The organism is Paenibacillus sp. DRB1-1 (assembly GCF_052119485.1).
GTDB classification, from domain to species: domain Bacteria; phylum Bacillota; class Bacilli; order Paenibacillales; family Paenibacillaceae; genus Paenibacillus; species Paenibacillus polymyxa_B.
Map to the genome: position 1 here is coordinate 490,491 of NZ_JBODQH010000001.1, position 21,354 is coordinate 511,844.

The 21,354-nt window shown below is 44.1% G+C and carries 19 protein-coding genes and 1 other annotated feature (1 of these 20 cut by a window edge); of the genes, 4 read left to right on the top strand and 15 right to left on the bottom strand.

Going from position 1 to position 21,354, the window contains the following annotated elements:
* Window positions 1–13 precede the first annotated feature (13 nt).
* From nrdI to nrdF, 3 genes are all read left to right on the top strand, one after another.
* Window positions 14–373, top strand: coding sequence for a class Ib ribonucleoside-diphosphate reductase assembly flavoprotein NrdI (nrdI, locus tag ACQW03_RS02145; RefSeq protein WP_016819181.1), 360 nt, complete (start codon window positions 14–16; stop codon window positions 371–373).
* On the top strand, window positions 360–2,444 hold the full coding sequence (nrdE, locus tag ACQW03_RS02150; RefSeq protein WP_441948059.1) for a class 1b ribonucleoside-diphosphate reductase subunit alpha: 2,085 nt from the start codon (window positions 360–362) through the stop codon (window positions 2,442–2,444). Before nrdI ends, nrdE begins: the two co-directional genes overlap by 14 nt.
* A 220-nt stretch (window positions 2,445–2,664) precedes the next feature.
* Window positions 2,665–3,630, top strand: a complete 966-nt coding sequence (gene nrdF, locus ACQW03_RS02155; protein ID WP_025723500.1) for a class 1b ribonucleoside-diphosphate reductase subunit beta — start codon at window positions 2,665–2,667, stop codon at window positions 3,628–3,630.
* A gap of 243 nt (window positions 3,631–3,873) precedes the next feature.
* On the opposite strand, the gene ACQW03_RS02160 is transcribed toward nrdF, so the two are convergent.
* The 13 genes from ACQW03_RS02160 to ACQW03_RS02220 all read right to left on the bottom strand — a co-directional run bounded on the left by ACQW03_RS02160 (window position 3,874) and on the right by ACQW03_RS02220 (window position 18,064).
* Window positions 3,874–5,127, bottom strand: coding sequence for an MFS transporter (locus ACQW03_RS02160; protein ID WP_441948061.1), 1,254 nt, complete (start codon window positions 5,125–5,127; stop codon window positions 3,874–3,876).
* Window positions 5,128–5,283: 156 nt separating this feature from the next.
* On the bottom strand, window positions 5,284–5,757 hold the full coding sequence (locus ACQW03_RS02165; RefSeq protein WP_071640325.1) for a MarR family transcriptional regulator: 474 nt from the start codon (window positions 5,755–5,757) through the stop codon (window positions 5,284–5,286).
* Between the two features lie 226 nt (window positions 5,758–5,983).
* A complete protein-coding gene (locus tag ACQW03_RS02170; RefSeq protein ID WP_441948064.1) occupies window positions 5,984–6,409 on the bottom strand; it encodes a VOC family protein in 426 nt (141 codons plus the stop codon).
* A gap of 149 nt (window positions 6,410–6,558) precedes the next feature.
* Window positions 6,559–7,155 carry a hypothetical protein gene (locus ACQW03_RS02175; protein ID WP_441948066.1) on the bottom strand — a complete coding sequence of 199 codons (597 nt, stop codon included), beginning with the start codon at window positions 7,153–7,155 and terminating at the stop codon, window positions 6,559–6,561.
* 22 nt (window positions 7,156–7,177) lie between these two features.
* Window positions 7,178–7,717 carry a GrpB family protein gene (locus ACQW03_RS02180; protein ID WP_071640321.1) on the bottom strand — a complete coding sequence of 180 codons (540 nt, stop codon included), beginning with the start codon at window positions 7,715–7,717 and terminating at the stop codon, window positions 7,178–7,180.
* A 90-nt stretch (window positions 7,718–7,807) separates the two neighbouring features.
* Window positions 7,808–9,916: a class I SAM-dependent methyltransferase gene (locus tag ACQW03_RS02185; RefSeq protein ID WP_441948068.1), complete on the bottom strand. Its 2,109-nt coding sequence runs from the start codon at window positions 9,914–9,916 to the stop codon at window positions 7,808–7,810.
* 122 nt (window positions 9,917–10,038) lie between these two features.
* Window positions 10,039–11,571 (bottom strand): NAD(P)H-binding protein, encoded by a 1,533-nt coding sequence (locus ACQW03_RS02190; protein WP_441948070.1) that lies wholly within the window; start codon window positions 11,569–11,571, stop codon window positions 10,039–10,041.
* A gap of 237 nt (window positions 11,572–11,808) precedes the next feature.
* Complete coding sequence (locus tag ACQW03_RS02195) at window positions 11,809–12,153, bottom strand: DUF3024 domain-containing protein (protein WP_233901853.1); 345 nt, start codon at window positions 12,151–12,153, stop codon at window positions 11,809–11,811.
* 235 nt (window positions 12,154–12,388) lie between these two features.
* Window positions 12,389–13,360, bottom strand: a complete 972-nt coding sequence (locus ACQW03_RS02200; RefSeq protein WP_071640319.1) for a glycoside hydrolase family 43 protein — start codon at window positions 13,358–13,360, stop codon at window positions 12,389–12,391.
* Between the two features lie 40 nt (window positions 13,361–13,400).
* Complete coding sequence (locus ACQW03_RS02205) at window positions 13,401–14,786, bottom strand: arabinan endo-1,5-alpha-L-arabinosidase (protein WP_071640317.1); 1,386 nt, start codon at window positions 14,784–14,786, stop codon at window positions 13,401–13,403.
* 80 nt (window positions 14,787–14,866) lie between these two features.
* A complete protein-coding gene (locus ACQW03_RS02210) occupies window positions 14,867–15,709 on the bottom strand; it encodes a carbohydrate ABC transporter permease (RefSeq protein ID WP_071640315.1) in 843 nt (280 codons plus the stop codon).
* Window positions 15,710–15,736: 27 nt separating this feature from the next.
* The gene (locus ACQW03_RS02215) at window positions 15,737–16,627 is read right to left on the bottom strand and encodes a carbohydrate ABC transporter permease (RefSeq protein ID WP_071640313.1); all 891 of its coding nucleotides are present in this window, start codon (window positions 16,625–16,627) and stop codon (window positions 15,737–15,739) included.
* Between the two features lie 93 nt (window positions 16,628–16,720).
* Window positions 16,721–18,064 (bottom strand): ABC transporter substrate-binding protein, encoded by a 1,344-nt coding sequence (locus ACQW03_RS02220; protein ID WP_025723512.1) that lies wholly within the window; start codon window positions 18,062–18,064, stop codon window positions 16,721–16,723.
* 508 nt (window positions 18,065–18,572) lie between these two features.
* Between ACQW03_RS02220 and ACQW03_RS02225 the strand changes: the two genes are divergently transcribed.
* Window positions 18,573–19,502, top strand: coding sequence for an ArsR/SmtB family transcription factor (locus tag ACQW03_RS02225; RefSeq protein ID WP_023988069.1), 930 nt, complete (start codon window positions 18,573–18,575; stop codon window positions 19,500–19,502).
* A gap of 57 nt (window positions 19,503–19,559) precedes the next feature.
* On the opposite strand, the gene ACQW03_RS02230 is transcribed toward ACQW03_RS02225, so the two are convergent.
* Together ACQW03_RS02230 and ACQW03_RS02235 are read right to left on the bottom strand one after the other, a co-directional pair.
* Entirely contained in the window at window positions 19,560–20,270 is a 711-nt protein-coding gene (locus ACQW03_RS02230; protein ID WP_071640310.1) for a DUF1361 domain-containing protein, read from the bottom strand.
* A gap of 94 nt (window positions 20,271–20,364) precedes the next feature.
* Window positions 20,365–20,973 (bottom strand): DUF1349 domain-containing protein, encoded by a 609-nt coding sequence (locus ACQW03_RS02235; protein WP_441948075.1) that lies wholly within the window; start codon window positions 20,971–20,973, stop codon window positions 20,365–20,367.
* A gap of 190 nt (window positions 20,974–21,163) precedes the next feature.
* Window positions 21,164–21,354 (top strand) — a binding site (T-box leader) (it continues 48 nt past the right edge of the window).

The window sequence follows — 21,354 nt, forward strand, 5'->3', positions numbered from 1 at the left end:
GAGGTTGCATACCATGCTGATTGCATATGATTCCAAGACCGGCAATGTAAAAAGATTTATAAACAAGCTCAAGCTTCCAGCGGTTCAGATTGAGGAGCAAATGACTATAGAAGAACCTTACGTACTTATTACATATACAACCGGGTTTGGGCAGATACCTGAGAGGGTATCTTCCTTTTTGAAAAAAAATGCACAAAACCTTGTTGGTGTAGCTGCAAGCGGCAACCGTAACTGGGGTGAGAAATTTGCCAAAAGTGCGGATTTGATTGCCGACCACTATAATGTCCCCGTAATTAGTAAATTTGAATTATCTGGAACGTTCGGAGATGTAGAGCGTTTTAAACAGGAGGTGAGCCGAGTTGCGGCATATTGAATTGAACAACATGTTGATGAAACGCGATACAGACGGCTTTTTCCAATTGGAAAAGGACCAAGAGGCTGTAGCAGAATTTATGAAGGAAGTTCAGGAACGGAGTTTGAAGTTTGCTGACACAGCCGCTCAAGTGCTGTATATGATTGAGAATGATTATTACGAAAATTTCTATAACAGCTACACGGCTGACGAAATTAATGATATTTTCCATATCACTCATAGCTATAATTTTAAATTTCCTTCCTATATGGCAGCATCGAAGTTTTATACTGACTATGCAATGAAGAGTAACGACCGTAAAGTCTATCTGGAACATTACCCTGACCGGGTTGCTGCTGTCGCGCTGCATTTAGGACGCGGTAACGCCGATACGGCACGCCTGTTGTCCCGCTCGATGATGGAGCAACGTCTCCAGCCAGCGACACCAACCTTCCTGAATGCAGGCAAAAGCCGCCGTGGGGAATTGGTATCCTGCTTCCTGCTCGAAATGGACGACTCCCTGAACTCAATCAACTATGTGCTGAACACTTGCATGCAGTTGTCCAAAATTGGCGGCGGTGTTGCCGTTAACCTGTCGAAGCTGCGGGCACGCGGTGAAGCAATTAAGGGTGTAGAAGGCGCAGCAAAAGGCATTATGCCTGTGCTGAAGCTGATGGAAGACGGCTTCTCCTATGCGGATCAAATGGGTCAACGTAAAGGCTCTGGGGCAGCCTATTACAACATTTTCGGATGGGACGTGCTTGAGTTCCTGGATAGCAAAAAAATCAATGCCGACGAAAGAGTACGTCTCAAGACCCTTTCTATTGGATTGCTGGTGCCAAACCGCTTTTACAAGCTGGCTCAAGATAATGAACCGCTGCATGTATTTGCTCCTTATAGTGTGTTCAAGGCCTATGGCACGCATCTGGACGACATGGATTTGGATGAAATGTACGATACGCTCCTCGCCGACGATCGGGTGAAGAAAAAAATAGCGATGAGCGCACGTGACATGCTGACGAAAATTGCCATGATCCAGTTGGAGTCTGGTTATCCATATATCATGAACAAAAGTAATGCGAATCAGGCGCATGCTCTTAAAAACGTGGGCCAAGTCAAGATGTCGAACCTATGCACGGAAATCTTCCAGTTGCAGGAAACTTCCGAAATTACAGATTACGGCCAACAGGATACCATCCGTCGGGACGTGAGCTGTAATCTGGCTTCTCTGAACATTGTCAATGTGATGGAACATGGTAAAATCCGCGAATCCGTTCATGAGGGTATGATTGCGCTCACCTCGGTCAGCGATATGACCCAAGTAGCTAATGCACCAGGTGTTGCGAAAGCGAACCGTGAAATGCACTCCGTTGGTCTAGGTGTCATGAACCTGCACGGCTACCTGGCCAAGAATAAAATTGCGTATGAAAGCAATGAAGCGAAAGACTTTGTTCGTACCTTCTTCATGACGATGAACTATCATTCCATCGAAAAAAGTATGGAAATCGCGAAAGCAGCTGGACAAAGCTTTTATGGATTTGAGGAATCGGATTATGCGACAGGCGTATATTTTGAGCGATACCTGAACACAGATTATCGTCCGACAACTGCACGTGTGCAAGAGCTGTTCAAAGACATCTATATTCCGACTTCAGCGGACTGGGACAAATTAAAAACAGATGTGATGAAAATTGGCCTGTACCACGCCTATCGTATGGCGATTGCGCCGACTGCCAGCATTTCGTACATTCAAAATGCAACATCCAGCGTCATGCCGATTGTGGAGCAGATTGAAACCCGTACCTATGCCAATTCGACGACCTACTATCCAATGCCTTATTTGCAAAAGGATAACGTGTTCTTCTATAAATCCGCTTATCAAATGGATCAGTTCAAAGTGCTTGATCTGATTGCAGAAATTCAGCCGCACGTGGATCAAGGAATTTCGACCGTGCTTCATGTGAACAGTGACGTGACTACGCGTCAGTTAGCACGTTGTTATCTGTACGCTGCACACAAGGGACTTAAATCGTTATACTACACACGCACCAAAAAGCTGTCTGTGGAAGAGTGCCTCACCTGCTCCATCTAAAAGCATAAATGGTAACAAGCTGTAGTATAAAAATTAGATTTTGAATAGATTTCTATGCTTTGCATTAGAAGCTGTATCCAGCGTGTGGTTCAGACCTTTACGGGACTGGACAAGACCCTCGCGGATACAGCTTCCGTATGTCAAGCATACGATGATTCGCCTGCACTATTTCAATGTGTGTTTCCAGGGAATCTCGCAAGCTGAAGGGAGAATGCTAACAATGACAGGTATACAAGCTGTAAACTGGAATCGCTCGGATGATGATTTCACACTGATGTTCTGGAACCAGAACATTATGCAATTTTGGACGGATGATGAAATCCCGTTGTCTGACGATAAAATGTCCTGGGTAACCCTCAGTGATATCGAAAAAGAAGCCTACATGAAGGTGCTGGGCGGATTGACGCTACTGGATACCATTCAAGGCGGCGTGGGTATGCCGCAAATTATGGAGCATGTGGACGGACTGCAACGCAAAGCCGTACTAAGCTTTATGGCGATGATGGAACAAATTCATGCCAAGTCGTACAGTAGCATCTTTACAACGCTAGCTTCCACGGAAGAAATTGACGGTGTATTCCGCTGGGTGGAAGAAAATCCACATCTCCAAACCAAGGCAGAAACCATTCGTCAGTATTATATGAATATCCACACACCCAAAGACCTGTATCTCGCGATGGCAGCGTCGGTGCTGTTAGAAAGCTATTTATTTTATAGCGGCTTCTTCTACCCTCTTTATCTGGCGGGCCAGGGCAAGCTGACATGCAGTGGAGAAATTATCGATTTGATCCTACGGGATGAAAGTATTCACGGTGTGTACGTAGGTGTACTGGCACAGGAGATTTATGCAGAATTGGCCGAGGAAGAACAACGTGATCTTTACCAGACGCTGGTAGGCTTGCTCCGCTACTTGCACAATAACGAGGAACAATACACCGAGCAAATTTACACTCCTATTGGACTCGTAGACGATGTGAAAGTCTTTTTGCGCTACAACGCCAACAAGGCCATGATGAACTTGGGCTTTGATCCACTGTTTGAAGAAGAAGAAGTTAATCCCATTGTATTCAACGGCATCAGCACCCACACTAAGCAGCATGATTTCTTTTCTAAAAAAGGAAACGGCTATGTGCGGGCGATGAATGTAGAGCCGCTGACAGATGATGATTTTAATTTTGGCGTATAAGCACAAATACATGAAATTAATTTAGCAAGGTGATCTATGAAGAGCCATCCGCATGCAGATGGCTCAGACTGTAAAAACATAGGGTTTCAGAACTTGTCCCTAATTTCTGAAACCCTATTGCCTAAAGAAAGTAGATAGTTTACATATTTCAGGATTTTGCAAAATTCGATTCCAGTCGCTCCGAAGTGCAAGATATAGACGAACTAAACCATTTCGATCTATATCTTGTTCATTGAAAGTCGCTTATGGGATTTTTGCAAAATCCTCATTTATATTCGTTCGCTTATATAAAACTGGTATTGCCGCTGCTATAAGGATCATACCCATAAAAGCGGGTGCGGCATGACCAAGTGACACATAGATTTGACCCCCAATGATAGGCCCAATCATTCTTGCTAAAGCCTGAAAAGATTGACTACCTCCTTGAATCCTTCCTTGCTCACTAGAATCGACAGACTTGGAGAGCATCCCATTGAATGAAGGCCCAAAGATCGAATCACCAAAACCAAATATAAACATTCCAGCGATAAAAAGAGGATAGAATGAGAACAAAGTAGATAGCGCAATAAGACTGTAGCCTATAATCTCCGAAACCATTCCAAGAATGGCTATCTGTTTATCATTAAGTTTTATCAAAAGCTTTGGCATGATGAAACCTTGTGAAATGATGTCTTGGAAGCCCATAATTGAAAACATAAGTCCTATTAGTGCAGGCTTCCAACCGAAGGTATCCATTGTAAATTGTGAAAAAACGGCCTGTAAAGATCCGTTGGGTAACCAAAGTAAGAACGCCGAGACAAGTAGCCTGTTTAAGTTTTTCATGGAAAGTATGTTTGCAAGCTGTGTAAATGGATTCAGTCTTACAAAGGTAATCTCTTTCAGTCTATGTTTCTTGGCAAGGCTCTCCGGCATAAAAAAGAATCCATAAACAACATTCAATAAAGTTATGATTGCTCCAAAATACATGGGTACAGAATAACCAAACTTGGCAAGTAATCCGCCTAGAGTTGGGCCAATGACAGTGCCTACACCTACAACCGCACTCACCCATCCAAAGTATTTGGTTCTCTGTTCTGGAGGAATGATGTCTGCAAAATATGCGAAGATCGTGCTTATGGTCCCGCCTGTTATACCTTCTATTACACGCCCAGCAAATAGTACCCATAGAGCTCCTCCTATGCCAAAAACCAAGTACCCGATTGCGGAACCCAAAAGGCATACTAAGAGCAATGGACGACGGCCATATTTGTCACTCAAAGCTCCAAGTACGGGAGCCGCAAAAAACACGCAGAAAGCATAAACAGAGGTCAGCAACGTGACAACGATAGCTTGTTCTCCCGGATTGCTTATATAAGGCTGTACTAAGAATGGGACGACAGGTGCTATGATACTGAAGCCTATTCCGCAAAGAAACACAGAGATAAGACCGAATATTAAAGCGTGTTTATCTACAATTTGTTCTGTGTTCTGTTCATTGTGTGATCTAAATTTGAACACTTAAATTCTCCCCTTAAAAATTAGTCATTTTACTTCCTCGGAAGCAAAAATATCGTATCACAGTTTTTCTTCCTCGGCAACAAAAAAGCGGAAAAAAAATGCAGCCCGTTCTCAATAGAGCCCGGCTGCCTGTGGTTTGATTTTCATTATTCAAATTTATTCCGACTTAATATCTATACCCTGTTTCTTTATTTCTGCATCCAAATGACTACTATACTTTTCCAGGAAGCTAATCATACTGTCAAATTGTTCCTCGGTTACCTGCTCAAATACGGCTTTATCCCGCTCTTGAAACTCTTTGTGCAGTTCCTCATGGATTTTATAAATTACTTTCCCTTGCTCCGTAAGCCTAAAATAGATTTCTTTCTTGTTATCCGGCTTCTGGTAGCTTTCGATAATGCCTTTTTTTATGAGCTTCTTAGTTATTTTACTTATGGCACCGCTAGTCATATAAAGGGACTCCGCAAGTTTTGTCACGTTGGAATCTACATTTCTTTCAATGTATTCGATGCAATGTACTTCAGAAGACTTATAACCCTTAAGACTGTCTTCCATCTTATCCTTATTAAGCCAAACCATCTTGTTATATAAGTCCCTGAAACCCATTATGACCTGTTCTTCTTTGTTCATGGCCTGTCCTCCCACCCGTTGGTGCATTAACAACATAATATAATATATTTTTGTTTCTATTTCAACAATAATAAAATCATTATTTATTCTAGGAATTGAACTATACGTAAAACAAGATATCCCTTCCCATACTTTATGTATGTATATTTATTTTTCAGACGAGGACATACACGCAAAAAAAACGGCCAGATCGCTAAAGTAGCGGAATCAAGCCGTTTTCCATTTCTTAAGACCGAGCATCTGTGAACATTTGAAAGGTGACACCAAACTTGTCTGTTACATTCCCATAAGCGGGACTAAAATGGGTTTCCTGCAAAGGCATCCCCACCTGTCCTCCTTGCTGTAGAGCATCAAACATTTTTTGAGCTTGCTCCACACTATCGGTTGTAATACAGATACTCACCTGATTCCCGCTGCTAAACGGTGATCCGGGAAAGGTATCAGAAAACATGAGCTCTGTCTCACCCACTTTAAGGGTAGCATGTCCCACACGTTCCTTGACCTCTGCGGGAATGGGAAAATCGGGGTTTTCCGGCATTTCCCCAAAGGTTTGAATAAAAAGCAGTTGAGCATCCAATGCCTCTTCATAAAATTCGATTGCTTCTTTTGCATTTCCATCCATCGTGATGTAAGGAATCAAACGTTTGGACATCTTCAACACAGCTCCTTTAATTCGAGGTGATTACCCAGCCATTTCTCCTGTATTATATACAAAACTTGTCAAGAAAAACAAATCTGTATTCTTAGCTTTCATGCACCTGAACGCCAAGCTGCTTTAGCTCCTTTATCGCTTCCGTAACGTTACGCTGTGGATGAAGCGCAGAGATCATCTGTGCAGTGATCGGAACGCCGTTGAAAATCTGGCTTACCCCCCCCTAGAGAAATCGGCAACTCATAGTAACTTTCAGCCCAATCCTGATATTCCTCCGGTGTAACTATAATTTTCCCCAGCAAAAAGGATGCGCCATCGTCATATGCCTCAGGAATGTTCGCATTGCCCATACGCCACTCCTTATCTTCCGCTTCTCTCCACATACAAAAGGTAACGTCCTCCTTCTCCAGGGCTTCGTCTTCCAAAAGCTCCATCATATCATCAGGCACACCGTCGTACATGCCCGGCCAGACCTCATATTCGTCTCTCGCATGAGGACTTACAGGGGATTCGTGGTCAAAACCCTTCAACAGCACACCTCCACGCGTCCATAGCATATGAATCGTATCTCCAGCGCCGTTGTTCACCTCACCCAGGCATACATCACCAGACCATTCAGACTGCATACGATACGTGCGTAACCAATCTTCTGGGGACAATATAATGTCCAGCGCTGACAGCATCATCATTCTGTCTTTTAAACCATTCGGCGTTACCTGTGCATCAAGCATCATATTCTTCATCATTCCTCCACCTTGTCCATGCGTACTAAGAATTCATCTGTCCCTGCCTATATCTTTCAAGCTTCGCCCGCTCAACCACCTGCCGAATGAATGGTCCTTTGGCTTCGGTATACGCTGCACGGTCATATTTGAATTGGTACGCCAAATCTTTTTTTAAAGTATCATACGCTCGCAGGCTATCAGGATGCGCTTTTAAGTAATCTCTGAACAATAGATGGTTTTCCCAATGCTCACCTTTATACTTGTAAATATGCAAGTGATGAGTCCCAGCTCCCCATTCTCCACGGCGAAAGAAAGCTCTCTCTGGAAAATCAGGCTTATGTACATATTCATATTGGAACCCTTGTAGACGCTCTCGATGTTCGGACTGAAGACTTGCCAACTCTTCTACTCCAACCATAATATCAATAATAGGCTTGGCTCCCAGATTAGGAACGGACGTACTACCGATATGCTCTATGCCGACACATACATCTTTGAGAGCCTCTACAATTTTCCTTTGCTCTTGCATATACTCTTCAGCCCACTGCGGGTCATACCCGGATATTTCCACCTGCAAGGACATACATGAACACACCTCCACTAGCTTTCTAAAAAATGCCTTCCAATCGTGCTTGGCACAAATCAGAAGGCATTCTCTTGTTCAAATTAAAAATCATTCAGCAATTCCAGCCCTATTATTCGGCTTCTCAATCACGATCAGACAGGTGCTGTCTGGCAAAGGAACCCGCTGGCCCTGCTCATCCATGAACTCAACACGGCTGGACAGCGCCTCGGCATAGCCCTCCTGTATATAGTGGCGGCTCACCCGGATAATCGCTTGTGATCCAAGTGTGTTACGGATACACTCTTCATACTGTGACGGGGTAAAATAACCAAACTGCTCCTGCACTTCATGCACATAGGCTTCCGCCCCCCATGTATAGGTATATAGAAATTCCATCGCATCGTTCACTGGCAAAACAGCCTCATTCTCGCCCACACGCTCTATTTCAATGTGGCGGCCTGCAAAATCTTGCGCATACCGCATCAGCCATTCCATTCCATCCGGCTCCAGGAATCGAATTCGTCTGCGCTGCTCTACTGGTTCGGTCATAATACCGTCGCGAATGATGATACGCCCGCCGGGTGCAAGCACACGATAGGCGCTCTGCAAAGCAGCCTCCACCGTTTGTGGATTGAACCGAATTCCATCTCGTTCGATGTAGGAATAGAGCTCGTGAAGAATCGAAGAGAAGATGACCGTGTCCATGCTCTCCGTTTCCACATATTCCTCCAAACGGAGCGCATCTCCTTTGATGACATCCCAACGATGGCGCTCCAATTGCTTTTTACGTTTAAGTGCCTCAATGACATTCACAGAAATATCAAGACCTAATGGCTTCGCATCTGGTCTTTCCTGTTCGATCAGATCCAGCAGCACGCCCCCGCCGGGTCCAATATCCAGTATGCGGGTTCCCGTCACGTAATCTAAAATGACCCTTTTGTAATCTACGGTCTGGTTCATATCTGTAAGATACGTTTCCTCATTGTGAAAGCGATCATAAGCATCACGCCGTAACCCGAACAGATCGAACAGCAGCAGGACTGCTTTGTCATACAGAGGCGTTTTTTCTGCTTCAATACAAAAATCGATTAGTTTCTCAGCTGCAGATGAAAATACAAAATTAAAAAATACAGTACTCGGCAGCTCCTCTTTATGCTCCACGATCACACTCAAATGAGGATTATGCTTCCGCTTCCCTTTTGAGATGTCCTGCCAGGACAGTGCACTTAAATATTTTTCTATCATTCGTTTTTTATATACGTTAATTTTCTTGACACCACGATAGTCATAATACATCGTATTCATAAGCGATTCGAAACTGATATGGCGAACGGTCGCAGGCTGTTCCTGCCCCGTCCCATCCCTCAATGTGAGTAAGAATACCTTTACCAGTTCTTGAAGTGAAAAATCCTGCAAAGCTGATTCTACATACCAAAGTGTCCGATTCTCCAACGGAGCCAGCGCCTTCTCTACATTCAACTCCTGCTCTAGTTCTGTGTAAGCCTGCTCGAACGGCTCTCCTTCATGAATCGAAACCGACCGTAATCTCTCCAGTCGCTCCTTTACACTCCAGACTACAGGTGCGTTGTCCCATGCAATCCAGCCGATCAGCTGCTCTACTTCACTGCGTACTTGGTCCCATAATGCAGGTTCTACCCCGGCGATAATACACTCGTTCAGGGCCCGTAAAACAAGCTCCAGTTCCTCAGAGCTCAGCCAGCCCTTACGAGTAATTTCAAGCAGCAGTCGATTTTCCGCAAAAGGAATTTCTCCCCGTATATATTGCCCGATCAATCCATGCGTCTCAATCAGAATTCGGGTCATGCTATTGCGCGGGTACGCAGGGGACTCCGCTTGGGCCTGTCTGACATACAGTTGGGAGGAGCCGATGTTATGTACAAATAAATTAATGCCCTCATGCTGCCAGCGTAGCCGTTCGCGGACTGTACCTCCTTTGGCTGTCTCAGACCACACCAATACATCCTCCAGTAGCTCTTTAACCCAGAATGACAATGGAAGTCCGTCCAAAATAAGCAACGTACGCTCCACGTAATCCAGTACAGGATTGGCATCCTTTAACTCACCTATAGATCGAATGCGTTCCAAATTTACAATACGCTCCTCAGCCGAAACAAGCAGCTTTAACCAAGTCGGTGTATCCCAGGCCAGATCATTTTCTTTCCTGTAATTAGCAATGGCTTTTAACGATTGCAGCATTTTTCTCACCTCGTGTGATTGGGATTCGGTATGCACAGGAGACTTTGGATAGGACATTTGGATAAAACCTTGTATATATTACACTTTACCATACATTTGTAGCTTCCATCTCGTGGAAAATATTAAACATTTGTATCAATCAACCGCTTGACATACTTGCCAAACGCATACATTACCCCCAAATGCACTTTGGCCTGTGTATATTTATAAATAAACCAAGGTAGCGATGGCACATAATCATGAATGGCTACGACACAAATATTTGTACCGGGAATTTGCAGGAACTCAAGCCTGCCGCGATGGTCTTCCTTTACAGTGGCAAAAGTACCTCCTGTGATTCGATAGAGTGCAAACTCAGAGGTGCTCTGCGCACGGTCATAAATCATTTCTAACAACGGCTTTCGACTACCCAAGAGATACAACTGATAAGTATCCGGGCCTCCTGTCTTGACACGCACCCAAGGTTTTGCAAAGACCGGAAGCCAGGCCAAATAGCGTTCCCCGGCCCATATTGCATCCTTACCAGGCGGGAGTTTGATCCGTTGCACCGAGCGTACATCAGATTTTAATGATCGAATTGCTGACTTTAACGGCTTTTTGGACTTGTTCTGGGAATTCTTTTTATGCCGATATTCTTCTTCCTGCTCGAGTGAGGTTCGAGCTGCCTTGTCAAAGGAAATCTTCCCATCGCTGATGCCTTGAACCTTATGTTTCCGTTGCGCCACCATCGGATGAGCCAAGCTTTCGATCAGCGGATAAGCCATCTCTTTGGGGGCTCCAGTCACTAGTGTAACCCAAAGGCGGGACAGTTTGATCGTCAGCAATGGCACATTAAAAAAGCGACGCTTTTTATCCATTATTTCTGCTGTCCTTTGCATCATTTCTCTATATGTCATAACCTCCGGCCCGCCTACATCTATAATTTGTTCATCTAGAGTACGGTTGCCGATGCTCCGATCCAGCACATTTAAAATATCCTCCAATGCAATTGGGTGGGTCTTGGTTCGAGTCCAACGAGGCAGAATCATGACTGGTAATCTGCGAACGAGCTTGACCAAAATTGGAAACGATGAACCTTGTGGGCCGACGATCAAGCCTGCACGAATTGTGGTTACAGGTACTCCAAAAGACTTCAATACACGCTCAACCTCCAGACGGCTGCGTAAATGTCGGGATAGTTCATCGTCACTTGTATGCTCGGGAAGGATACCGCTCAAGTATACAATCTGCTTCACCCCGTTATTACGCGCTGCCCGGGCAAAATGCTCTGCCAAAATCACATCCATATCCTCAAATGTTCCTTGTGTCAGCTTCGCCGAGGGCAGCATGGAATGAATGAGATATACGGCATAATCCGCTCCTTGCAATCCTTGATTTGCATCCTCCATGGAAAAAAAATCACACGAGCGCCATTCCACGTGCTCTGTATTTTCACGCTGATCTCCACTACGGGATAAGGCAATGACATCTGCATGCTCAGTCAGCCTCTGCAGCAGATTATGCCCGATATAACCACTGGCGCCTGTCAGTGCAATTCGGGATCTGCCTTTTGGATACAATGCTTCACGCTCCCGCTCTACTTGTCTTATCTCAGGTTCCGGTCGATACTGCTCATCTACACTCCTTTGTCTGTCATTACGTTGCTGCTCGTTCACTACACACCGCTCCCCACTCGTTATCACGCTCTGTGTTTCACATACCCTAATTTACAGTACCCGTAACAAGCCTCATGACAAGACATGGAAACGTAAACTAGACAGTGCCACCCCAGACAAATCAAATGACCGTAACTTCCATATAAGGAATTACGGTCAGCCTGTTTACTTCCATATACAGTTTAACGGGGCGACTCCCACTACCTCCATCTTCCGAACTTATCATTCTGCACTTCGTTAACCTGTCCAAAAAATACCTGCTGGATCTATTTCTACCTGTTCGAGCTGTTCTTCAAAGCACGGATTAGGTGCAATCTCTTTTACACGCTGCCAGCTTTCAGCCTCTTGCCGGGCATATACATGCCAATGATTTTCTTCCCAGCGAAATTGGACAATGTCCGTGCGATCCCACGACTCAGTTTCATTAGAAGGCCTTTCCTCCGTCAGGATCAAACAGTTATCCTCTATTTGATAAATGAGCCGCACGTCAGAACGCACGTAGCCTGGCACCTTTAGCGCAATATAGCCATTCAGCAGGTATTCAAGCTTTTTAACGGTAAACGGATCAATCCGCTCGTTCACGAGATTTTCACCCCTTGATCAATTCGTAAATATTACGATTTAAATATAGCAGAAGCCGAAGTTTTTGAAAAGAGTCCTCCTTACCGTCCCAAAAGCAAAAAGATATCCTCCAGCCGGAAGGCTCAGAAGATATCTTATTACTCTTGTTATACGCAGCCGAATCATAATTCCCTATGATTTCTAGAAAGTTACAGTGCCACTGTGTAACACGTTAACCATCTATAATAGATTTCGCTTATTTATCAACAGAAACGCCATCTGGTACTGGAATACCAAAATCAGGTGTTCCATCTTCCTTCCAGTTGAACGGCTGAACACGTGTATGACGATTCGGATCATACAGCGGGTCACCTATAATTTCCTTGTAGTTCCGGGCGTGATATACGATTACATCGCTACCGTCAGCAGCAACCGTAAAACTGTTATGACCTGGCCCGAATTGTCCTGTTTCCTCATTGGTGCAGAATACCGGCTCAGGTGATTTCGTCCATGATTTCGGATCAAGTAAATCCGCAGTCTCATCTGCTGTCAACAGGCCCATGCAATAATTGTGGTCTGTGGCGCTAGCTGAATAACTGATAAAGATCCGCCCGTTCCGTTTCAGAACCGCTGCTCCTTCATTCACCTTAAAACCGATGATTTCCCAATCATATTCAGGAGTGGAGATCATGACCTGCTCACCGCGCAGCGTCCATGGATTGCTCATTTCAGAAATATACAGATTGGAATTACCGACGATGTCCGGGTCCTTCTGAGCCCACACATAATACAGAACTCCATTATGCTGGAAGGTTGTTGCATCGAGAGCGAACGTCTCCCAACGGGTTTTGATCTGTCCTTTTTCCACCCATTCCCCTTCCAGAGGATTAGCTGAATCATTTTCCAGCACGAACATCCGGTGGTCGAACAGGCCTTCCTTCGTTTCCGTTGTACGAGCTGCTGCAAAATAAATGTACCATTTGTCGTTAATATAATGAATTTCCGGTGCCCAAATGTTCGCACTTAACGGGCCCGTTTCATATTTGTGCCATACTGCGACAGGCTCTGCTGTACTCAAGCCTTGAATAGTACTTGCTCGTCGAACCTCAATGCGGTCATACTCTGGCACAGATCCGGTGAAATAATAGTATCCGTCACTATGCTTGTAAATCCAAGGGTCTGCACGTTGCTCAATGACCGGATTATTAAAGGGTACAGATTGATTCATGGTTTTTCTCTCCTCTATGTGTAGTATGTAGTTCATACAATTAATCGCTGATACGTTTTCCCCAGATGGAAATTCCCTTTTCGTTCATACCCGTGAAAATTAGAGTATGGCGACCGAGCTCCCAGTCCCATGAAGGGAGCAATAACAGTTCTTCCTTTGTCCCTTCGGATGAATCGCTCCAATCCATTGTTAGAGTACGCTTGCCATCAAAGCTCCAGTGACCTTCAAGAGAGCCGCTGGTTGCCCGCCCTCCATCTTCCAGACGGAGCGGTTCAGCTTCCACCTGACCATCTACTTCCTGCCTTATCACGATCCGCTCCCAGTTGCCGGATAATAGCCTTTTAGGGATATCCTGCTCCTTTTCACCCGCATACCGCTCAGGAGAGACGACCGGCCAGCCCTCTGCCGTCCATAATATTTTGCGTACATGCAGGTACGGCCAGCTCTTGTCCGTTTCTCCCCGCGCATGATGTACAATATAATAATCCGCACCGTCCTTCAGGACAGAATTGTGACCTGGCGCAACCCAGCCTTCTCCTTCGCTGAACCGATAACCGCCCAATACCTTGTTTCCAATCTCGTATTGAGGCAAATAGCTGGTATCTGCCATGTCACGTCCATTAATGTCCACATAAGGCCCTGTGATAGAATCTGAGCGGGCAACGCGAACATTGTAGTCCTCGAACAAAGAATCATACGAGACGAACAAGTAGTATTTACGGAACATTGGATTGTACACAATGTAAGGCCCTTCTACAGCACCGTCCTCAGTTGTCCGATCTCTGGCAGCGATATTTTTGCCATAGCCAGACTTTTTTAGCTTTCCAGTCAAGGGATCAAGCGGCGTAATGTAAATACCGCCGAAAAAAGAGCCGTATACCATCCATGGATTTCCCTCTGCATCCAGCACCGGATTGGCATCAATCGCATTCAACTTGTCATCCTCTCCCGTTTTAACGACCAGCCCCTCATCCTTCCAGGGGCCTTCCGGGGAGCTGGATGTCTGCAATCCGATCGCAGACCGTGTGCTGCCAAAGGTAGAAGCGGAGTAATACATCCGATAGGTATCACCCATCTTGATGATGTCCGGTGCCCACAGATTGGTTGCTGATGACCACGCCTCCGCTTCCTTTGGAATGCCGGGGAGTGCATACTGAACCCAGTTCCAGTGAATCAGATCAGTCGATTTGCGTACCATAACACCAGGTCTCAATTCTCCACCTGTCTTTACATCCGTTGAGTAGACATAATAGCCTTGATCTGTTTTGATAATCGCCGGGTCATGTGCATTGTTAATGGTCCAGCGCTGTTCATCGTTAATCGTACTTTGATCATACAAGTGATCGGGAGGCGGAGCCTGCGGATACACAGGGTCCGGAGTGTTATCCCCACAGCCGGATAGACCCAGCATGAGCAGCATAACCATAACTGTTATTCTCCTCCTTCCTTTATCCATTACATATTGTGACTGCCTTACATATTTCATCCGTACCCTCCAGATGTCAATTAGCCTTTGACACCCGAAATGGCAACCGATTCAATAATTTGTTTCTGGAAGATCAAGAATATAATCAGTACAGGTAACAAGGCTATAATCGATGCTGCCATGATAAGCGGATAGTCCGTCTGAATGGCGTAAGTCGCATTAAAATTCGCGATAACCAGTTGCAGTGTCTGCGTTTCTGGTGAGTTCAAGTAAATAATAGGTGCCAAATAATCGTTCCAAATCCCCATGAACCATAAAATAAGCTGTGCCGCAACTGCTGGCTTAATGAGTGGGAACGTAATCGACGAGTAGAGTCGGAAATAAGAACTTCCGTCAATTTTCGCAGCTTCGATAATGGCATCCGGTACACTAAGCAAGTACTGCCGCAGGAAGAAGATCATAACTACATTTCCGAACAAACCTGGAACAATCAGAGGCAAAAGTGTATCGACCCAGCCAAGTTTGGAAAACATCATAAACTGTGGAATCATAACCGTTGGGTATGGAATCATCATAGATGCGATGAGTGCCAAAAACAGTTTGTTTTTATGAGGGAATCTCAGCTTTGCAAATGCAAAAGCGGCCACACTGGATGTGAAGGTACCTACAACGGTAACACTTACAGCCACAATCACGCTGTTCTTGATCCCGCTTAACAAAGGTCCTGCTTCCCAAATTTCTTTATATTTACTGAAATTGAACACCTCTGGTATCCATACTGGTGGAAGTGCAAAGACATCCTGCTTTTCTTTCACCGAAGTGGACAGCATCCAAAGCAGCGGCGCGATCATCACAATCGCTCCAATCGCCAGTACAATAAAGATAATGGTATTGGTAACTTTCGTTTTTTGACTATGGGACATAATCAGACTCACTCCTTTCCGCGAAAATCAATCCCCATCAAAGGACGATTTTTCATTCATTTTGAATTGAATCAAAGTTACGATAAAAATGAAGATGCCGAGAATCATAGCCATCGCGGAGGCATATCCCATTTGCAGGTTTTTAAATGCCTTATCCCAAATATAAAAGACGATTGAGGCGGATGAGTATTCCGGACCCCCTGTAGGTGTCATAATGTTCATTTCAGTAAAGATTTGCGAACCACCAATGATATTAGTTACGACCAGGAAGAAGGTTACAGGCTTCACCATTGGCCATGTAATATTGCGGAACATCTGGAATCCGCTCGCTCCATCTAGCTCTGCTGCTTCATAATAAGAACGAGACACACTTTGCAGGGCTGCCAAATATAGCAGCATCGTATATCCGAGACCCTTCCAGACGGTCATGAGAATCAAGGCTGGTTTAACCGTATCCTTATCCATCAGCCAGTTAGGACCCTTAATACCGAATATTTCGAGGAATTGGTTCACCAAACCATAGTCTCCGTTGTATGCCCAGTTCCACATAATAGAAACGGCAGCCAACGAAGAAATAACCGGGATATAGTAAATCACACGAAATGTTGTCGTACCTGGAATTTTGCGATTCAAACCTAGTGCCAGCAGTAAAGCTAGTACAAGACCGATTGGAATACCCAGCATTAAGAAAAGAGTATTGTACATCGATTTATAAAAGAGCTCATCGCTAAATAAATCTTTAAAATTGTCGAGACCAATAAAGTTCATTTGTCCCAATCCGTCCCAGTCTGTAAAAGAGCCGTATAACGAATAGACAAACGGGAACAACGTAAAGATTAGCAGACCAAGAATAGGAGGAAGAATAAATAAGTATCCGAATACCTTCTCTTTGCGGTAGAGATTAGATTTGGTTATCACAGGGCTCACCTCTGTTTCTAATTTGGAATGAAGATGATGTTAGCAGCATGATATTTAGCCACTAACATCATCCTTTTTTCCTCTATTTACGCATTATTTCTGTGATTTTTTCTCTTGCTCCACCGCTTTATCCAGCAGTTTCTGCATCTTCGGTTGTTCTTGTTTCACATAATCTGCCGCCGTAATTTTACCGTCCAGTACAGGTTGAATATCTGTGAAGAAAATATCGTACCATTCTGCATTATACGTATAGTTGCCTGGTAATGAGCGTCCATAGTCATTTACGATATCAATAAATTCCTGTTTATTGTTAGGCTTGGTTTTCGTATCTTTGGACCACTCATCAGCCATGTCCAGCAGATTCGGAATTTGTACCTTGGCATCTACGAGCTGCTTCATTCCTTCTTTAGAAGTCGTCAGATAGTTAACCAGTTCAACAGCTTCATCCGGGTATTTTGTTTTAGAGGAAACGCCGATACCCAGAGAACCAATCCATGTTGCCGATTTGCCAGTCGATCCGGCTGGGAACGGCAGCAAATCATATTCGAACGGCAGTTTTTCAAATGTACTCATATCCCAAGGACCTACCGGGAAGAATGCCATTTCGCCCTTCATCCAACGTTGGTATGTGTCCAATGTTTGTGATTGTTCAATACCAGGTGTGATTTTATATTTGTTTTGCATGTCAGCAAAGTACTGAAGCGCTTCCGCAAATTTCGGATCATCAATCGTTACTTTAGTTTTGCTCTCATCCAGCCAATCAGCCCCATTACTCCAAACAAAGGCTTGCAATGCCCACTGAACGTTAAAGCCTGTACCGTATTGATCTGGCTTGCCGTCACCATTGGTATCCTTAGTCAACTCTTGGCTAACCTTGATAAATTCATCCCATGTATACGGTTTGTCTTTGTCAGGCAAGGGAACGCCCGCTTTTTCGAACATCGTTTTGTTGTAGCCGAGTGCGAATGGACCTAAGTCCTTCGGCATACCGTAAATATCTCCTTGACCGGCCATTTTACCGTCATAGCGATACAAATCTACACCGTATTTCCAGATGTTATCCAGTTTAATATCCTTGTTCTTCTCAATGTAAGGAGTGAGATTCTTCAACACCCCACTGTTTACATAAGCTTTCACATCTCCAGGGGCAAAGTAAAAGATATCTGGAAGATTGTTTCCTGTGATCGCAGCTCTTAGCTTTGTAGCATATTGATCCGCTGCCGTCACGACCATTTTAACTTTTACGCCAGGATGTTCCTCTTCAAATTTCTTAATTACTTCCTTATATGCCTTTTGTTCATCAGTTCCACCTCGGAACATGAATGTCAGTTCCTTGCTTCCATCACTACTGGAACTTCCCCCACTACAACCAGCCAGTGCAGCCACCATTAACAACAGAACAACCATTGTTATTGCAAAACCTTTTTTCTTTATCAACGCGACCCCTCCTAAATTTAAATGAAACCGCATACATTTGGTGTTAAAATAACTTCATACCACTCGGCCTAATCTTTAACTGTGCGGTACACAACCCGTTGTTGATTGCCGCTGTGATTATCATCCCTCTCATGTACCATATAATTAACATTTTACTTTATCAATAATGAATTCGTTTACAAACAAAATATAGCATGCCCTTCCTCAGTTCGTCAATGTATTTTTCAATCTTTTTAAATAATTATAAAACATAGATTAGAGTGACATGGAAAGCAAAATTAAATCGTATTTAAGTTAATTTTCTTCTAAAAAAATAGTAATAAAACTTAAATGCGATTTATTCATGAAGTAATCTCTAATTTAGAGTCTAATTCACTTCCCTCTTTATTTAGTAAAAAAAATTTACAAAAAAGCAGTTTACTTCTTTTTGATTTTATTTTAACATAAATCAAAGTAAAAATATAAGCGCTTACATCACAATTTTTATAGATAAGGATGGTCTATAGCTATGATTTATATTAAGGACTTAATGTCAGGGTTAGATATTTTTAAAGCACTGGGTTCCGAAATCCGCATTCAAATTCTCGAGTTACTTGCTTATCAGGGCCAAAGTATGAATGACATTGCCAACAAACTTAATTTGAGCAACGGTACCATTACAATGCATATTCGAAAATTGGAAGAATGCGGCCTTGTGGAGATCAATACCGTGAGCGGCAAGCACGGTACCCGAAAAATGTGTTATTTGAACAAGGATAAGCTGATGGTAGATTTGCGCAGCAGAGAACAAAAAAATGTGTATGAGGTTGAGATTCGCGTAGGTCATTATAGTAACTACCAAGCGTCCCCCACTTGTGGATTGGTGACCCGAGACAGCATTATCGGCGATTTTGATGATCCACGCTATTTTGCAGATCCCGGGCGGCTGGAGTCGGAAATGATCTGGATGGCTGAAGGCTTTTTGGAATACCGCATCCCCAACTATCTGAAAGCGAATCAATCTTTTAAAGAAATTCAATTCTCCGCAGAACTGGGCTCAGAAGCACCCTGCTATTGTGAGGAATATCCCTCTGACATTTGTTTTCATATTAATGGTATCCCTATTGGGCACTGGACCAGCGCCGGAGATTTTGGAGAAGTGCCGGGAGTTCTGAATCCAGATTGGTGGCCACCGCATTTGAATCAATATGGTATGCTCAAATTAATTCGCATCAATCAGCATGGCAGCTTCATTGACGGGTGCCGCATATCCGAAGTCACAATAGACGATATTAACCTTAACTATAAAAGCGACATTACACTCCGTTTATCTGTAACCGATCAATCGGAAAACAAAGGGGGGCTCACTATTTTTGGCAAAAGATTCGGGAATTTCAGTCAGGATCTGCTTGTACGCGTACTTTACGATGTGCATGGGGAGGACAACACCAACTCCTGACACTCTACATGTAAAAAATAGGCCGAAGCCTGTATTCATTGAATACATGTCCTCGGCCTAAACATCCTGATCCTCACTTAAAGAGATATAGATCAATAAATAAAAAATGACTGCTATCCCAAACACCAGCCAGCAAAAGGACAGCAAATGAAGCCTTGGTCCTGCATGTACTCCCCATCTCCAAATATCCGCAAGGAGCACCAGTGGCTGCAATAATACATCCCAACTATTCCAGCGAGCAAATCTGCCAATATATACGCCTATGCTGGCCAGCCACAACAACACAAAAACTACAGCCCATGCGAGCCCACCTGAACAAATCCTCCTCAACATATGGTGGATTACCAATACACAAAGGGATGTAAGAAAAAGGCCAAGCCCTGCTGCTGAAAAAGACGTAAATAAGATTAACCAAAATTGTGTGTTCAACCAAAAACGTGTATCAGGATTCACATCGTAAAAACGAAACGCATGAAGTAACTCAGTCACCAAATAGAGAGCATTCGGCAGAAAAAACAACCATACAATGGAAGAGAAAAATAAAAGAATACTTCTCACTTTTGTACTTTGCAGTCTGGATAAAGCCATCATTCCCAGAGTGATAAAGACCGGAACCCAGGCCAGGAATATATCCCAATACAGAAATTGATACATCCTCGTTCCGCTTGTGGACTGTAAATACATAATGAGTCCGAAACAGCCCAACGTAGCTACAAGTAGCACTCCCAACAAACTGGGCAGCTTGTAGCCTTTCCTTCTTAACAGCAAGTTTCCATCTACCTCCTGCCTGAGTATGCGTATATACGTCTTTTAAATCCTGTTTTATAGCGCTTTCATACTTAGAGAGAAAGCCTTTGTCTATTTACTCCACGTTTCGTATGTCCTCGGATACATGGTTTGTTATCGTCAAGGCATCAAAGGTAACAGCACACCCCTCCCCCACCGGGGATTGAGCAACAACTCCAACTTTTAGCTGGTTAGGAACATTCATACTAAAATATCTCGCCAGCTTCCAATGCTGACCGTCTGATGAATAATGGAATGCAAAGCAATTTCCAGCTCGTGCCACTCGTAAATACGGATTGGACACGTCCATCGCCCCAGAGATACAATCATCGGATGTATCCCGAGTGACCACACTAAGAATAGATGGAGTGCTTTCAAAATACTCAAAACATAGCTTAGCCCAGTGGGTATCATTCGCCATCAGCATCAAGCATCCTGAATCATAAGGCTGCTTCATATCCACACGGACCCTCGTCCATATTGTAAAGTCACCTTGAAGCGTTGTATGCAAAAAGGGTGCGGACGATTTAGTGGCTGCGCCTGACGGATCCCTAAAGAAATCTGCCTGTGAAGGTGCAGAAATTTGCAAAGAATTGGAATCATCGAATCTCCATTCAGCCGGCTCATTGATCCAGCTCCAATCCGCCGGCAAAACTTTACCGCTAAAGCGTTCAAATACGTTCATATGGATACCATTCCTCTCTGGCAATATAGTCATTTAACACATTGAAATCTGGGGCACAATCCCCTTGATACCACTATATACGTTATTTTCCAGTCGTCAATGATGATGATGTGTCTTTAAAGTTTATTAAAAAAAAGACTTGCCATCCTGAAATGTTGTGCTTATAATTACACCTAACTTGATACGGTAACAAATTTCAATGACGAGAACGAGTAAGCTATACAGCGGATTTGCAGAGAGTTGGGGCAGGTGAAAGCCAACATTCCGAGGGTAGCCGAACGCCATCTCTGAGAAGCGGGCTGAACCTGAAGTAAGCTCTGCCGCCTTTCCAGCGTTAACCGGAACACGTATTGATGGATACGTGAACAGAGTGTCATTTCC

Bases quoted from the DNA above. Each gene is read 5' to 3' on its own strand.
- ACQW03_RS02165 (WP_071640325.1), bottom strand. From the start codon at position 5,757: ATGAACAAAGAAGAACAGGTCATAATGGGTTTCAGGGACTTATATAAC.
- ACQW03_RS02205 (WP_071640317.1), bottom strand. From the start codon at position 14,786: ATGGTTATGCTGCTCATGCTGGGTCTATCCGGCTGTGGGGATAACACT.
- ACQW03_RS02185 (WP_441948068.1), bottom strand. From the start codon at position 9,916: ATGCTGCAATCGTTAAAAGCCATTGCTAATTACAGGAAAGAAAATGAT.
- ACQW03_RS02210 (WP_071640315.1), bottom strand. From the start codon at position 15,709: ATGTCCCATAGTCAAAAAACGAAAGTTACCAATACCATTATCTTTATT.
- ACQW03_RS02180 (WP_071640321.1), bottom strand. From the start codon at position 7,717: ATGTCCTTGCAGGTGGAAATATCCGGGTATGACCCGCAGTGGGCTGAA.
- ACQW03_RS02200 (WP_071640319.1), bottom strand. From the start codon at position 13,360: ATGAATCAATCTGTACCCTTTAATAATCCGGTCATTGAGCAACGTGCA.
- ACQW03_RS02170 (WP_441948064.1), bottom strand. From the start codon at position 6,409: ATGTCCAAACGTTTGATTCCTTACATCACGATGGATGGAAATGCAAAA.
- ACQW03_RS02235 (WP_441948075.1), bottom strand. From the start codon at position 20,973: ATGAACGTATTTGAACGCTTTAGCGGTAAAGTTTTGCCGGCGGATTGG.
- nrdI (WP_016819181.1), top strand. From the start codon at position 14: ATGCTGATTGCATATGATTCCAAGACCGGCAATGTAAAAAGATTTATA.
- ACQW03_RS02225 (WP_023988069.1), top strand. From the start codon at position 18,573: ATGATTTATATTAAGGACTTAATGTCAGGGTTAGATATTTTTAAAGCA.
- nrdF (WP_025723500.1), top strand. From the start codon at position 2,665: ATGACAGGTATACAAGCTGTAAACTGGAATCGCTCGGATGATGATTTC.
- ACQW03_RS02175 (WP_441948066.1), bottom strand. From the start codon at position 7,155: ATGATGAAGAATATGATGCTTGATGCACAGGTAACGCCGAATGGTTTA.